Source organism: Flavobacterium luminosum, assembly GCF_023635005.1.
In the GTDB taxonomy this organism is placed as follows: domain Bacteria; phylum Bacteroidota; class Bacteroidia; order Flavobacteriales; family Flavobacteriaceae; genus Flavobacterium; species Flavobacterium luminosum.
On sequence record NZ_JAMLJM010000004.1, the window covers coordinates 112,176 to 128,490 of the forward strand.

The 16,315-nt window shown below is 36.0% G+C and carries 14 protein-coding genes; 1 reads left to right on the forward strand and 13 read right to left on the reverse strand.

Going from position 1 to position 16,315, the window contains the following annotated elements:
- Nucleotides 1-14 precede the first annotated feature (14 nt).
- Entirely contained in the window at nt 15-872 is an 858-nt protein-coding gene (locus tag NAT50_RS07010) for an ABC transporter permease (RefSeq protein ID WP_250592512.1), read from the reverse strand.
- A 482-nt stretch (nt 873-1,354) separates the two neighbouring features.
- Here NAT50_RS07010 and NAT50_RS07015 point away from each other — a divergent pair, with 482 nt between their 5' ends.
- A complete protein-coding gene (locus NAT50_RS07015) occupies nt 1,355-2,089 on the forward strand; it encodes a tyrosine-protein phosphatase (RefSeq protein ID WP_250592513.1) in 735 nt (244 codons plus the stop codon).
- 168 nt (nt 2,090-2,257) lie between these two features.
- On the opposite strand, the gene NAT50_RS07020 is transcribed toward NAT50_RS07015, so the two are convergent.
- The 12 genes from NAT50_RS07020 to NAT50_RS07075 form a co-directional block, all read right to left on the reverse strand.
- Nucleotides 2,258-3,211, reverse strand: a complete 954-nt coding sequence (locus NAT50_RS07020; protein ID WP_250592514.1) for a Fic family protein — start codon at nt 3,209-3,211, stop codon at nt 2,258-2,260.
- Nucleotides 3,212-3,611: 400 nt separating this feature from the next.
- Entirely contained in the window at nt 3,612-5,969 is a 2,358-nt protein-coding gene (locus NAT50_RS07025) for a GumC family protein (RefSeq protein WP_250592515.1), read from the reverse strand.
- Nucleotides 5,970-5,980: 11 nt separating this feature from the next.
- The gene (locus NAT50_RS07030) at nt 5,981-6,778 is read right to left on the reverse strand and encodes a polysaccharide biosynthesis/export family protein (protein ID WP_317236676.1); all 798 of its coding nucleotides are present in this window, start codon (nt 6,776-6,778) and stop codon (nt 5,981-5,983) included.
- Nucleotides 6,779-6,780: 2 nt separating this feature from the next.
- Nucleotides 6,781-8,706: a polysaccharide biosynthesis protein gene (locus tag NAT50_RS07035; RefSeq protein WP_456298732.1), complete on the reverse strand. Its 1,926-nt coding sequence runs from the start codon at nt 8,704-8,706 to the stop codon at nt 6,781-6,783.
- A gap of 122 nt (nt 8,707-8,828) precedes the next feature.
- Nucleotides 8,829-9,965, reverse strand: coding sequence for a DegT/DnrJ/EryC1/StrS family aminotransferase (locus NAT50_RS07040; RefSeq protein ID WP_250592517.1), 1,137 nt, complete (start codon nt 9,963-9,965; stop codon nt 8,829-8,831).
- Nucleotides 9,958-10,578, reverse strand: coding sequence for an acetyltransferase (locus tag NAT50_RS07045; RefSeq protein ID WP_250592518.1), 621 nt, complete (start codon nt 10,576-10,578; stop codon nt 9,958-9,960). Before NAT50_RS07045 ends, NAT50_RS07040 begins: the two co-directional genes overlap by 8 nt.
- Nucleotides 10,568-11,170, reverse strand: coding sequence for a sugar transferase (locus NAT50_RS07050; protein ID WP_250592519.1), 603 nt, complete (start codon nt 11,168-11,170; stop codon nt 10,568-10,570). Before NAT50_RS07050 ends, NAT50_RS07045 begins: the two co-directional genes overlap by 11 nt.
- Nucleotides 11,171-11,186: 16 nt before the next feature.
- Complete coding sequence (locus NAT50_RS12375; RefSeq protein ID WP_250592520.1) at nt 11,187-12,392, reverse strand: glycosyltransferase family 4 protein; 1,206 nt, start codon at nt 12,390-12,392, stop codon at nt 11,187-11,189.
- 164 nt (nt 12,393-12,556) lie between these two features.
- Entirely contained in the window at nt 12,557-13,693 is a 1,137-nt protein-coding gene (gene wecB, locus NAT50_RS07060; RefSeq protein ID WP_250592521.1) for a non-hydrolyzing UDP-N-acetylglucosamine 2-epimerase, read from the reverse strand.
- Nucleotides 13,694-13,721: 28 nt separating this feature from the next.
- Nucleotides 13,722-14,840, reverse strand: a complete 1,119-nt coding sequence (locus NAT50_RS07065; protein WP_250592522.1) for a polysaccharide biosynthesis C-terminal domain-containing protein — start codon at nt 14,838-14,840, stop codon at nt 13,722-13,724.
- A gap of 3 nt (nt 14,841-14,843) precedes the next feature.
- Nucleotides 14,844-15,269, reverse strand: a complete 426-nt coding sequence (locus NAT50_RS07070; RefSeq protein WP_250592523.1) for a WxcM-like domain-containing protein — start codon at nt 15,267-15,269, stop codon at nt 14,844-14,846.
- Between the two features lie 7 nt (nt 15,270-15,276).
- A complete protein-coding gene (locus NAT50_RS07075) occupies nt 15,277-16,314 on the reverse strand; it encodes a polysaccharide biosynthesis protein (protein WP_250592524.1) in 1,038 nt (345 codons plus the stop codon).
- Between the last annotated feature and the right edge of the window lies 1 nt (nt 16,315).

Consider the following 16,315-nt stretch of genomic DNA (forward strand, 5'->3'; position numbering starts at 1 on the left):
CTCACCATTCACTGCTACACCGTATCCATAAACGTCTTCTGTGTCTTATTGAACACCAAAACCCCTATCATCAGGATTACTATAGAAAATACGGAAGGATAAATCAAATCCACTATTGAAAAATCACCCACACCCAGATAGGCATAACGCATGTAATCAAACAAACCGACTAAAGGATTTAAGTCTGTCACCCATGCATACTCTTGTGGCACGGAAGAACTCGGGTAAATTACGGGAGTAGCATACATGAACAGTTGTACTCCGAAACCAATTAATTGGTTCAAGTCTTTGTATTTGGTCGTCATGGACGATAAAATCAATCCAAATCCCATAGAAATTAAAGCCATGAGCACGATAATGAAAGGAGTCAGTACAATCGAACTGTTCGGCGCTATTTGACTTTTAAACGTGAAATAACCTACAAAGCCTACAAACAGTAAAAACTGTACCCCGAACTTCATTAGATTGGAGATCACTATCGTTAAGGGCATAATCAATCTAGGAAAATACACTTTCCCAAAAATGCCCGCATTGGCATTAAAAACTCCGGAAACACTGGTCAGACACGTAGAAAAATAGTTCCACAAGGTAATCCCCGCCATGTAGAATACCACCTGTGGTGCCCCGTCGGTAGACAATTGGGCTACATTCCCGAAAATAATGGTAAAGGTAATCGTGGTTAATAAGGGTTGAATGAAAAACCAAAGCGGTCCCAAAATGGTTTGTTTGTAAACCGTTACAAAATCTCTTCGTACAAACAAGAATAGTAAATCTCTATACTGCCAGACCTCTCTTAATTTCAGATCCCATAAGGAAGTTTTTGATTCTATGACATGATCCCAGTGCTCTTGGGGTAAAGCTTCCTGCTTCATTTTACTTCTCTTTTTATTGGATTGCAACTTAGTAATAAAATAGATGTTAAACAAATACTAAAAAAGGTATTATGGTTAAATTTTAAGGTGTTTTTATTGGTTGAAGCAGGTTGCTTCTCGATACATTTTTTCTCTGTTTCACTGCGAAAAAACACTCGAAGTGACGGGAAACCTCAAAACCTTATCTTTTCTTATAACGTCAGTTCGAGTAATTTTTAAAGCTATGGTGAGTTACTGTTCTCGACTGGATGCTGTTTTAAAAATTGTATCGAGAACTCGAGGGTGACGACTCTATTTATTTTGTATACGATTCATCATGCCTTTTGAAATGTACGCGGGATCGTTATCTCGTTGGGTCGCTTCTCGATACATTTTTTCTCCGTTCCACTTCGAAAAAACACTCGAAGTGACGAGGAGAGTACAAAATCTTCTTGTCTCTTGGTTAGTTTAAATTTTCCTTATCTTTGCACAAAAATATCTTTATGTTTTTCTTTACCAAAAACAGACCCATTCTTCAAGACCTTATCCCAGATGGCGCTATCGATATTCATTCTCACCTGTTACCGGGTATCGATGATGGAGCCAAAACGATAGAAGACACCGAATATCTGATTGGAGCCCTTCAAAAAATTGGTTTTACAAAATTCATTACCACGCCGCATACTTTTAGTGGATTTTGGGACAATACCAAGGAAGGGATTGAAGCCAAAGCACAAGAAACCCAGCAACATCTCGCTACCAAGCAGTTCGACATGCCTTTGCAAGCGGCCTCTGAGTATTTGTTAGACGATCACTTTGCCACGCTTTTTAAAAAAGGAGAGCTATTGACCCTAAAAGACAATTTGGTACTCGTGGAAATGTCGTACCTGAATGCTCCTATTCATTTATATGATTTGCTTTTTGATTTGCAAGTAGCCGGGTACCAGCCCGTGTTGGCCCATCCGGAACGCTATGCTTTTTACCATAAAAACTTTGACGAATACCGAAAGTTGAAAAATGCAGGGTGTTATCTGCAACTCAATCTGTTAGCTACTGTTGGTTACTATGGCAGTGACGTAGCGGAAGCGGCCAAAAAACTCTTGGAACAAGGTCTCTATGATTTTGTGGGTTCCGATGTACACCATCAGAAACACATCAATGCATTTCAACAAAGGGTTTTAATCAAAGATACTAAAGCTTTGGAAGCTGTGATTCAAAACAATCGTTTCTTTGTTTGATTTTTTTGCTACTTTATTTTTTAGCAATAGTACTTCCCGCTGGTTTGGCCTGCCGTTGAAGTATTTGTTCTCATAACATAACAAATATAAACAGTTTCTGGTTAAACGATTCATTTTCAAAATATGCCTGAGACCCACAATAGTAACAAACCGCTGTTGTGCGTAGTTTTAATGCTTTCTATAAGTGGTTGTTTTTTTATCTCCATATTTTGTAATGATTCCCATTTCAACCGCTTTTTTTAAATCTCTGCTCGCTGTTGCTGATGATAAATCCTTGAAATAATGTAAATAATCCTTTCTTGTAAATTCTTCATCAAAATCTTCAATAAAAATTTGAATTCTATCTTCAATAGAAAGTTTTTTTGTTGCATTCTCTAAAAGTTCATTCAAAGATTGATCCATAACACTGAGCATATACTCAATGAATTTAGTAGATTTTCCTTCTTTGTCAGAAGCAGATAATGCATTGTAATAGGCTGTTTGGTTTTTTGAAATTAAAGTTTCAAAAGGTAAAAATTCAAATACCTGATATTCTTCCATTAAAATCAACGTTTGCCATAATCTTCCCATTCTTCCGTTCCCATCCATAAAGGGATGAATGAATTCCATTTCGTAGTGAAATACACAACTTTTAATTAATGAAATTTCTGATTCATCCTTTACATATTGAAATAAATCGTTCATTAAAAATGGTACATTTTCATAAGGAGGAGCAACATGCTCGATTTTTGAGCCTTTCACAATTCCAACTCCTTTTGTTCTGTATTTTCCTGAATTTTCTATAAGACCTTTCATCAGCATTTTATGCGCTTTTAAAAAATCTTTTTCAGAATAATGTTTAAGGGTATTTATGTTTTTATACACTTCCAAAGCATTCAAAACTTCTATGATGTCTTTCTGAGGCCCAACAACTCGTTTATTTTCTACTATTGCTGTGATTTGTTCTTCCGACAGCGTATTTCCCTCAATACTTAATGATGAATGTATTGTTTTTATTTGATTTTGTTTTCGTAAACTTGGATTCGTTTTGACTAAATATTTTGCATTTACCTCTCCAATTTTCTCTGAAATCGAAGAGATGTATTTCAATATTAGTGAAGTTATTTCGTAGGGTGGTTTCATATTTTGATACTATCATTTGATACTATCAAAAATATGAATTTAATTCGATTCCTAACACTTTAGTTGGGGGGAAAAATTATGCATAACAGATCCATAAATGCTAGTGTGAGAGATAAGATGTGTTTTGTTGATGCTAAGCTTCTCGATACATTTTTTCTCCGTTGCACTGCGAAAAAACACTCGACCCGAGGCGAAGCCGAACGGAGCGAAGCTAAGTGACGGGTTGAAAAAAGCAAAAGTAAAATTGATGTTTCATTGTTGCTAAAACTTCTCGATACGTTTTTTCTCCGTTGCACTTCGAAAAAACACTCGAAGAGACGAAACTTGAACTTATTTCTAGTAAAATATAAAAAAACCACACGATTTCGTGTGGTTTTTAGGTTTAAGGCTCTATTTAAAACTAGCTATTCCAAATTCTTTTATACCATGGTTTTTTCTCTTCTGTTACTCCATAGCCATAGCCGTAGCCATAACCTTTTGAGGTATCGGTATCATTCAATAACAGACACATGCTTGGTAATTTCTTTTCGTCGTATAACGATTTCGGTGTTTTTAATAGTTCTTTATCCAAATAATTCGCTCTGACTACATAGACAAAAGCATCGGCATGCTGAGAGATCAATAAGGTATCTGTCACCAAGCTCACTGGGGCAGTATCTACGATGATATAATCATACACTCCTTTTAGCTTGTCGAACATTACTTCCAACTTTTGACTCATTAATAATTCTGCCGGATTTGGAGGAATCACCCCAGCCGGAAGAATATCAAATCGGTTGTATCCTGCTTGTGGCACGATATAATTCTCTATCTCAGCCTCAGTTGTCGATAAGAAATTTGTCAATCCTCTATTGGGTAAGGTCACATAATCATCTAGTCTTGGGTTGCGGACATCCATTCCGATCAACAAGACTTTCTTTCCTGAAATGGCAATGGTTGCCGCTAAATTAACTGCGATAAACGTCTTCCCTTCCGACGGCAAAGTAGAGGTCAACATAATGGTTTTGGCTCTATCGCGCACGGCATTGTTGACAATGAATTCTAAGTTGGTTCTGACAATGCGAATGGCTTCCGCGGCACTGGTACGGCTATCGGTTTTGATAATCTCATTATGAGAATCCGAATGTGGTACATCGCCCAAGAACGGAATTTTCAGCTCTTCTAAATCTGCTCTTGTTTTTACTTTGGTATCTAATAAATCTTTTAGATAAATGATCGAAAAGGGTATTAACAATCCAAAAATAAAGGCGGTCAAATAAATCAATTGTCTTTTTGGGGAAACGGGAACACCGTTAGAATAAGCCTGATCCACCACCTTTGAATTGGGTGCCGTAGCCGCCAATGCGATAGCCGTTTCTTCTCGTTTCTTAAATAGGTATAGGTACAATTCCTCTTTGATTTGCTGTTGTCTGAAAATATTACGGAATTCTCTTTCTTGCTGTGGTATTTTTGCTATTCTACCTTCAAGAAGATTCTCTTGATTACGAATATCATTTTCTTTAACCGCTAATGAGGCTTTCAGTCGCAACAAACTTTCGTTGATCGTAATTTTAAGCGTATTAATTTTATCGTTAAGCCTAACTACCAGTGGGTTTTCTGGTGTAGAACTTTTAAGAATACGGTCTCTTTCTACTACGAGGTTATTATATTCTGCTATTAACTGAGTCGAATTGTTATCTGACGGAATAATATTGGCCGGAATGATATCCGAATTCACATTTAATTTCATGTATCGGAGCATCATGTCGACTACCCTCAATTGAGTTCCCACCGCAATCTCTTCGGCTTTGAATTCACTAGCTGTTTTCAAATTCAATTCTGCTTCCGATGGAATATCCGTAATTTTATTTCTCTTTTTGTAGCTTTCTGCTTCTCTCTCAACTCCGCCTAATTCCTCTGTGATAATTAGTAATCTTTCGTTTATGAACTTGGCCGTTTTTTCCGAAATCAGGTTTTTGTCATTGATCGCCTCTTTATTATAGATTTCTACTAATTTATCCAGAAAATCGTCTGCTTTTTCACTGACTTGATCCGTCATAGAAATTTCAACTACATTGGAGAATTTAGACAATGTAGAAACGTTCACTCTTCCTTTGAAATCATCCACTACTTTTTCTAATTTAGAAATAGCCACCATGATTTTGCCTTTTTGGATCGGTTTAGGTTCCTCGTATTCATTCAGCAATACGCTTTTATTTACTGTAAAATCTCCGAATACCTTAGAATGAACGGTCTGCCCAAAAGTATATCTTCCCACTTTATTATTCTCTTGATTCACTAAATCGAATTGATTTTCTGAAACAATATCAACATACAGAATGGTGTCCGTTTTATACAATCGGGGTGATTTTTTAGCAAAAATAAACTTTACCGGACTAGAACCGTAAGCATCAGAAGATTTGATACGTCCTTCAGCAATGTACTTGATAAAAAACTCTCCTTCCTCCACCGTTTTTTCAATAAGTTTTCTAGACTTTAAAATTTCCACCTCATCATCTATTTTATTTTTGGGACCTGCAAAAAGACCAATATCTTGAAAAGCAGATAATTCCGAAGCAATATTTCCAGATTTATCGTCTTTTATTAGGATTGTTGTAGAAGATTTATAGACCGGCACCGAATACCGAAGGTATAATTTTGCGCCAACTAAAAACACCAAGACACTTACTAAAAACCATTTCCAATGGATTAAATATTTCATCAGTAAATCCCTAAGATTTAGCGTACTATCTTCTGTATTGTCATTTATAGAATGCATAAGAATGGAACTTAATTTTTATTGATTAAGAGGATGGAAAAAATTGCGGAAGAAACCAATGACGCGATTGAAATCCATACCGAGGTGTTTTGATTGAAGGTCGACGAATTACTTTTTGGCTTATTGGGTTCTACATAAACCAAATCGTTTTGTGCCAAATAATAATAAGGAGAATTGATGAAGTCTGCTTTGGTTAAATCGACTCTTCCCACCGTTTTCTTACCCTGAATTTCTCGAACGACCACAATATTGTTTCTTTTCCCATAGATGGTTAAATCCCCTGCCATACTGAGTGCCTCTACCAATGTGATCCTTTCACTAGTCACTGGATAACTTCCTGGTCTAGTTACTTCACCTTGCACCGTTACTTTATAATTCATGATACGAATGTTAAGAATCGGATTTTTTATGTATTGTGCTAACTTTTCTTTGAGTACTTTAGAAACCTCTGTTTTGGCTAGTCCACCCACTTGAATTTTTCCCAAGACCGGAAAATCAATATTCCCTTCTTTATCTACCAAATACAATTGTTGTTGACGCTGCGCCATAGCAGCCTGTCCTACGACAGTAGGTATATTTTCTAAAGTTAGATTAAAAGGAGCTGCAGCTTCGGGGTCGGCCGCTGAGACAATAATTAACAATAAATCATCTGGTTGTATTGAAGGTTCAAAAGTAGCTGCATTTAAATCCTGAAGTTGATCAATATTTTGAAAATAAACAATATTTTTTTGTTGACTGCAACTGTTCAATCCGATTATTGCCATTAAGCAAAAAGCGACAGTTACCATCTTGGGTAATCTCATCATCATTATTAATTATTTTTTTTATCTAGTATTTCAAAAATAGAATTTAAGCTTTTAAACTCGGGTACTAAGGCCTTCATCTTTGTCACTATCAAATGATTGTTGTATTGTGACGAAGCTTCCATAATGTCGGCTATGGCTTCCGAAACTTTCTCGAAGGCATCGATTTCCTCCTGAGCCACCATTATTTTCTCATGGTGTGTGGGTAATGTTTTGGATGTATCGTTTAACAATTCTTCGTACAATTTTTCTCCCGGGCGCAAACCTACAACTTTTATTTGAATATCGCTATCCGGGACATAGCCCGCCAAACGAATCATTTTCTTGGCCAAATCGTATATTTTTACCGGCTTGCCCATATCGAACATATAGATTTCTCCTCCATTGCCCATGGCTCCCGCTTCTAACACCAACTGGCAAGCTTCGGGAATCGTCATAAAGAAACGAATGATTTCCTTGTGGGTAATGGTTACCGGACCTCCTTCTGCAATTTGTTTCGAAAAGAGTGGCACCACGGATCCATTAGAGCCTAGAACGTTTCCAAAACGGGTCGTGATGAATTTCGTAGTTTCTTTGTTTTTCTCTAATTCATGGAAATACAGCGATTGTACATACTTTTCCGCAATACGCTTACTGGCTCCCATTACGTTACTTGGATTCACCGCTTTGTCTGTAGACACCATGACAAACTTTTCGACTCCAAACGCTAAGGCTAAATCTGCCAAGTTTTGAGTTCCCATCACATTCACCAATATCGCTTGGGAAGGATTATCTTCCATGAGAGGAACGTGTTTGTAAGCCGCGGCATGGTAAATCAGATTCGGACGATACAATTCGAATAACTTTTCTAATCCTGATTTATCGCGAATGTCTGCTACTACTGAGACAATATTGGTTTGTATCAATAATTTCTGAATCTCGAGGGTCAACTCATGTAAAGGGGTCTCTGCCTGATCTAAAATAATTACCGTTTTTGGATTGAATTCTAATACCTGACGTACAATCTCACTCCCAATTGATCCGGCAGCACCAGTAATCATGATCGTCTTATTATTCAATTGGGCAGAAATCATTTTATTATCCAATACAATGGGTTTTCGATCTAATAAATCCTCGATCTGGAAACTTTTAATCTTTTGAGAAATTTCTTTTTGATTTTCCCAATTGGAGATCAACGGAACCGTATACACTTTCAGATTATATTCTAAGCAATCGTCAACTATGGCCAATTGTTCTTCTTTTGACAATCCTTTATCGGCTATAATCAAGGCTTCTGCCTGTAACGACTTCATGATTACCGATATTTTTTTCTTTTGATTGATAATCGGTAACCCTAGGATTTGCTTCGATTCATTAAGACTGTATTTATCGATAAAACCCAACAACTTAAAACGCGTTGGAATTTCAGACATCAGCGCATTGGTTACCGAAATGGCATTGGCATCGGCTCCATAGACCAGTGCATTGACCAATTGTCCGCTTTGAATTCCTTTGAAGTAGACCTCAAAAATTTGCTTTACCAATACTCTGTATAAAAACAGAAGACAAAAATTAAAGATGATATTGATTAATAACGCGGTGACTATAAAGATATTTTCTTCTAGCGCAACGGAGAAAATGATCTTAACCGCTAGCATTACCAAAAATACGGCTAACTGAGAAAAGAAAATTTTAATTGCATCGATAAAAGAAGAGTGTCGAATAATTCCCGAATAGGTTTTGAACCACCAGAAGAAGAAAATATTGAGTCCTACATAAAGCCCAAAAGCCATTACCTTACGGGATTCATCAAAATACTCGAGTCCAAGGCCTTTGAAAAGATAAAAGGTAACCACTCCCGAGAAGGTTACTGTCAAAATATCAATCAAGAATATCACCCACCGAGGCAAATAACCTAAATTTTTTAGATTAAAACCCTCTCGTGAGCGTAACAAAAACCCTTGCTTAAAGACTGATTTTACAGTCTCTTCCTCTAGTTTCCCCAAAACAATAGTTTTTTATTAAGAGTATAATAAACGTAATAATATTCTTTTATTGTACTAAAGTACGCAAAGTACTAAAAAAAACTTTTTAAAGCGCTTAGAATTCTATTTTTTTGTTCCTCAGTAGTATTAGAGCCCGAAGGTAAACACAGTCCCTTTTCAAATAACTGCTCTGCTACGTTGGTTCCGTAATAAGGGTATTTTTCAAAAACAGGTTGTAGATGCATCGGTTTCCAGAGCGGACGGGTTTCGATGTTTTCTTTCTCTAAAAACAAACGCAGATCTTCTCTTGTTTTACCCCCTGTTTTTTCCGGATCGATGACCGTGGCGGATAACCAATGATTGGAAAAATACTCCTTGGAAGGCTCTTGAAAAACGGCGATTCCCTCAATGTTTTTGAAGAAATCCACATAAAAATCATGCATTGTTCTTCTCAAGGCCACATGCTTTTCCAATACTTCCATTTGACCACGACCAATACCGGCAGATATGTTACTCATGCGATAATTGTATCCCACTTGACTGTGTTGATAATGGGGTGCTTCGTCTCTGGCTTGAGTAGACAGAAAAACCGTTTTGTCTTTTGTTTCTTTATTTTTAGCTACCAAAGCCCCTCCCCCGGAAGTCGTAATAATTTTATTCCCGTTAAAAGACAAGATTCCAATATCGCCCAACGTACCACACTTTTGCCCTTTGTAGGAACTGCCCAAAGCCTCTGCACTGTCTTCTACTATTGGTATATCGTATTGTACCGAAATGGCCTTGATTTCATCATATTTGAAAGGCATTCCGTAGAGATGCACCGCAATGATTGCTTTTGGTTTTTTCCCTTTAGCCATTCTATCTTGTATCGCTTTTTCTAGAGCGACTGGACACATGTTCCAAGTTTCCGGTTCGCTATCGATAAAAATAGGCGTGGCACCCAAATACATAATAGGATTCGCTGAAGCCGAAAAAGTCATGCTTTGACAGATTACTTCGTCACCTGCTTGCACCCCCAATAAAATTAAAGCCAAATGCAAGGCTCCTGTTCCAGAACTCAGGGCCGCTACCTGAACATTTTCTTCTAGGTATTGCTCTAAATCCTGCTCAAAACCATTCACATTAGGTCCTAGGGGCGCTACCCAATTCGTATCGAAGGCTTCCTGTACGTATTTTTGTTCGTTTCCTCCCATGTGTGGAGACGAAAGCCATATTTTTGAGTTATTCATTAGTGTGAAATTTTATAGATTTTGCGGGAATCCCCACCATTACAGCGAAATCAGGCACGTCATTTATAACCACTGCCCCGGCTCCTATTACTGCCCATTTACCAATTTTAACATTTTGAATTACTGAAGCTCCAAGTCCAACCTGTGTCCCTTCTCCAATTTGAACCCCTCCGGCTAAAGAGGCATTTGGCGAAATATGAACAAAATCAGAAATCACACAATCGTGTTCTACAATAGCACTTGTATTAATAATGACATGTTTCCCAATTACTGCCCCTGCATTGACTATAGCTCCTGCCATTACCACTGTTCCAGGATTAATGACTGCATGATTTGAAATTATCGCTTTTGGGTGAAAGGCATTCGTATAATCTATCTGATGTAATTGTAACGACAGTTTTTTTCTTATTTCATTATTCCCAATAGATAAAATCATCTGGTACTTTTCAGAGAAATCCAAATCACTAGGTCTATGGACTTTTAAACCTAAAATAGACTCACAATTAGGATTATCATCGATTACAGCATGAATCGATACATTATTTTTTTGTAGTATATCGATAATCACTTTCCCATGTCCACTTGCTCCGTAGACAATCACTTTATTCTCCATTAAACGGCTCAATTGTTGCTGCATCAGCAGCGTTAATCCCTTCTTTTTTAATCACTTTTAGAAAAGTCATTGCTAAAATTTTGAGGTCTGTCAATAGACTGCAATGATCGACATACCAAACATCATACGCAAATTTTTGATCCCAAGAAATCGCATTTCTTCCATTTACTTGTGCCCAACCTGTTATCCCCGGTTTTACTTCATGTCGTCTGTTCTGAAAATCATTGTATAAATGCACATAATCCGTTAATAAAGGTCGTGGTCCTATGAGACTCATGTCTCCTTTCAAAACATTTAACAACTGAGGTATTTCATCCAACGATGTTTTTCTGACAAATTCCCCAATAGGTGTTAATCTTTGTGCATCATGCAGTAGTTTACCGTCCGGACCTTTTTTATCATTCATTGTTTTGAATTTGATTATAGAAAAAACTTTACAGTTTTTCCCAGGACGTTGTTGAATAAAAAAAGGTTTTCCTTGATTGGCAAAAAATAATAAAACAGTTACCAATACAAAAACAGGCAACAGAAGTATAAATCCTAACACCGCTAAAGAAACATCTATTATTGGCTTAAATAATTTTTGATACATTTTTAAACTACTTCTTTTACTCGACTCTTTTGTTGATGATATCATAACTATGTGCAGGAGTCACATGGTGAATAAAATATTGATACCCATTTTCCCCCATCTCTTTACAAAGTTGTGGATTTGAACGCAATAAATCAATTTTTTCTTTAATAAAATGAGGTTGATTCGAAGGGGCCCAAAATCCTGCCTTCACCTCTTCTTGGATATGTTTTCCGTAGTCGGTATTCATGTCAATTGCTGCTATTATTGGAATTTTAGCATTGAAATAACTCATGGATTTAGACGGAATATTTGGAATGGTAAAATCTTCATGTAAACTAATTAATCCACAATCTGCTACCGATATAATATTTTGGTAATCTTCTCTCGGTACAGCATCTTTGATAATAACATTTTGAAGTCTTTTTTCATGAATCAAACGTTCAATTTTTGCTTTTTCTGTTCCTTGTCCGACTATAAAAAATAATACCTTATCATGAGGTTGAAACAATTCTGCTACTGCTAAAATATTTTCTAATTTTTGTGGCAATCCAATATTTCCACCAAAAATAATTACAAAATTATCATTGAAATGATATTTAGTTCTTAAACCCATTCGATCTCCTGAAAATTGAGGGATTTCCTTTTGCCAATTTGGCAATAAATGTAATTTTTTGATTTTTATTTTTGGATTATGTTGCAGCACATAATTTATATTCCCTTGTGACATACAACCAATTTCATCTGCTATTTCATACAACATTTTCTCTTTCTTTCGGAAGAAATTATACAAGCACCCGCCTTTTTTCATCAAACCTAAATCTACTGCATTTTGAGGGAAGATATCCCTTAAAATCAAATATAAGTTTGATTGGTATCGCTGCTTTAACCAATGCGCTACAGAGACCAAACTAACAGGTGGTGTAGGCATAATGATTAGATCTAAAGTAGTAGATTGAAAATATTTTTTTATCGCCTTTTTATATTGAAAGGGCAACAATACGTTAGCGATTCCTTTTCTAATAGGATTCACATTTAAAAGAGGTAAGGTCTTCACCCGAATGACTTGAATTCCTTCTTCTTCAATTAATCCCACTTCGTGATTGTTCAAGGCAGGAGCCACAACAAATACTTCGTGTCCTTGATTACGGAATTCTTCCATTAAATCAGTATATAAATTACTTGATTTTGGAATTTTAGGATACGCTAAGGCAAGAAAAAGTATTTTACTATTGGGTTTCACGTTGTTTTATTTTTATTCCACACAGATGGAAAGTAATTTAAAGAATTCTTTTCTATTTTTTAATTTTATCTAGGCTGAGCATCCCGAAGTTTCCATTAATACATTTTGTTATTATAAAATTTCAAGAAACATTTCGACTACGCTCAGTGTAACTGAACTCTATACTACTTTTTAGACCAAACTACTCTATTTACATAATCCGTATAACTTAAAATGATACGCACCATTTTTTCTGACACATTAGGCATAGAATAATCGGCCACCGTACGGAAATTACGTTCTGATCCCGTTTTTTGTTGTTCGAGTTGAACTAAACCTTGCATAATTCGTTCCGGTGATAGCCCTACCATCATTACCGATGCTTCTTCCATAGCTTCAGGTCTTTCATGTGCTTGACGAATATTTAAAGCTGGAAAATTCAATATAGAAGATTCTTCTGAAATGGTACCGCTATCTGACAATACCGCCAAAGCATTCATTTGTAAAGCATTATAATCATGAAATCCTAGTGGTTTTAAAAATTGAACTTCTTCTCGCACTTGGACTTTTGAAGCTTCAATTTTATTTCTTGTTCTTGGATGTGTACTTACGATAATTGGATAGTTGTATTTTTCGGCGATTACATTTAAGCTTTCTATTAATCCGAAGAAATTTTCGTCATTATTGATATTCTCTTCTCTGTGTGAAGACACTACAAAATACTTGCCTTTTTCTAAATTTAATCGGCTCAAAACCTCTGAAGTTTGAATGGATGGCAAATAATGATGTAACACTTCAAACATTGGAGATCCCGTTTTAATGATTCTATCGGCTGGTAAACCTTCTCGAAGTAAATATTCGCGGGCGATATCACTATACGTCAAATTAACATCTGAAATATGATCTACTATTTTACGATTGGTTTCTTCTGGAACTCTTTGATCAAAACAACGGTTTCCAGCTTCCATATGGAAAATAGGGATTTGACGTTTTTTTGCTGGGATAGCACACAAACAACTGTTAGTATCTCCTAAAACTAAAAAAGCATCCGGTTGAATTTCTTCTAGTAAAGGATCAATTTTAATTAGTATTTGTCCGACCGTTTCGGTGGCTGTTTTACCCGCTGCATTTAAAAAATAATCGGGTTTACGAATTCCTAAATCTTCAAAAAAGATTTGGTTTAATTCATAATCATAGTTTTGACCTGTATGAACTACAATGTGTTCAATTGCTTCAGAAGCATCTAAAGCGGCCATCACACGGGACAATCGGATGATTTCAGGTCTAGTTCCTACTACTGTTATTACTTTTAATTTTTTCATTTTTACCAGAAAGGCTCTAAATTATCTTTTAAACTTGTTCAAAATAGGTATCAGTATCATTGGGATCGAAAAATTCGTTGATCCAAAAATTAGTGTATAGTAATTCTTCCCCAATATTTTTGATATTGTGAGTATACCATATAGGCATATCTACATACGCCGGCTCATTTCCGTCCAGATAAAAATCAAGTACTTCATCTGTTCCAATCTTTCTTAACTGAATTAATGCTTTTCCTTTGATTACAGCAAATCGTTCTATTTTTCTGGTATGATAATGATTCCCTCTAGTTATACCCGGGACTGTAGTAGAAAAAGAAACTTGTCCTCCTACACCCAATCTAATTACCTCCACAAAAGCTCCACGAGGATCTGTATGTTGAACAAATTTAACTGGAAAATGACTCTTGTGGTCGATATACGATCTAAAAGTATTGAACAAATTCAAATCGAAGGTTGACTCTAATCTGGGTATTTCTCCTTTTGTGAAATAACTGTCTTTGAAATGATTCAATTTTGCTAAAACCTCCGAAACTTTATTAATTGATGAAGGCGGTATCATTAATTCCTTTTCTGAACTACCCGATCGTATTTGCTCTATAATTAGCTGACATAATTCCCCAACATAAATTAATTTTACTTCACCGTCTGCATCGATTACCGGTATTTCCCCATGGGTTAATTTATAACAAAAAGTTGCTATAAAAGAATTGTAATTAGGTTTCCCAAACGGTCCAAAAACATTCGGAATTATCAAACCTGTAAATTTTGCATCATTTTTCTTTGCCCAATTTATGAAAATTTCACGGCCTTGCTTTTTGGATTTTCCGTATAAGTTCTCTCTTTCTTCTTGTGACGAAGAGGAAAAAAGCACCTGTGGTTTTGATTGCGTTCTTTCTAATGATGAAACTAATTTCTCTACTAAATCTAAGTTGGTCGCATATATAACTTCTTGACTTTCGTGTCTGTTCATCGCAGCTAAATGTACAATTACATCACATTGTTTCACAAAAGCATCTAATTGCTGTTGGTTTCCAAAAAAACTTTTATCGAAATCAATTCTTTCAAACTCATTGGGAAATAATCCTAAAGTATTGTACAAATGATTTCCTACAAAACCATGTTGTCCTGTAATTCCTATTTTTAGCATATTTTATTGTTTTGTGCAGACAAAGTACTCTAAAGGATATTTATATTCATCTTTAATTTCTCCCAAAAGATAATCGCTCATTACTAAAAGTTTTGCATTTTCTTCCTTTGATTGAATACAAGAAATATAACCTGAAGGAACATGTAATATATCTAAGTTTTCTGAGGAAAGACAAAAAACGTATGGTTTTGCTATTGGCTCAGGATTATCCCAATTCTCTATCCTTATTAGTTGTATTTCAAAAGTTCCAACCATGGCAGAAAACCATCTTTGTTCCCTTTTATGTCCTTGCCATCCCCTCTTAAAATTAGGACTTTCATTTTCAATCACATACATCCTTTTTATTGGACTAGCATCAAAATCATTATTGAATTTGAGCGTTCCTCTATGGTCTGAATGACAATTCCCTTTTATCACTGTTGGCAACATACTCAATTTAATCTGGATATTGTTTTAAATCGGCTTCTCCTAATACCTCTTTGCGAATTAAAGGAAGTTTCATTAAGAGTTGCTTCATCCCTTCAACATCTTGTTGGATTGTATTATGCGAATGATAATCTTCAATTTTAGAAACATCTATCTCACCTTCAGAAAAATATTGTGCATAATTTAAATCCCTATTATCGGCAGGAATTCGGTAAAAATCTCCCATATCTTCTGCTTTTAGCATTTCCTCACGAGTACAAAGTGTTTCATAGAGCTTTTCGCCATGTCTTGTTCCAATAATTCTAATTGGATTATCTGCTTTAAACATTTCTTTTAATGCTTGTGCTAAATCGCCAATTGTTCCTGCTGGAGCTTTATTCACAAACAAATCCCCAGGATTTCCATGTTCGAATGCAAAAAGAACTAATTCTACTGCTTCTTCTAAAGACATCAGAAAACGTGTCATTGAAGGATCGGTGATCGTAAGTGGTTCCCCATTTTTAATTTGCTTCACGAACAATGGAATAACAGATCCTCTTGAACCCATTACATTTCCGTAACGCGTTAAACAAACGGTTGTATGCTCTAAATTTCTTGAAGCTGCCACAGCTACTTTTTCCATCATAGCTTTAGAAATACCCATTGCATTTATAGGATACGCCGCTTTATCGGTGCTCAGGCAAATTACCTTTTTCACACCATACTTAACCGCCGCATCTATCACATTTTGTGTTCCCTCCACATTGGTTTTTACCGCTTCCATTGGGAAAAATTCGCATGAAGGCACCTGTTTCAAAGCAGCAGCATGAAACACATAATCTACCCCACGCATTGCATAATCAATACTTGACGGATTACGAACATCTCCAATATAGAACTTGAGTTTATCGTTTTTATGTAGATTTCTCATATCGTCCTGTTTCTTTTCATCTCTTGAAAAGATTCGGATTTCTTTGAAATGATCCGTTTCCAGAAAACGATTCAGTACTGCTGTTCCAAAAGAACCCGTACCTCCAGTTATAAGCAAAATTTTATTTTGTATGTTCATT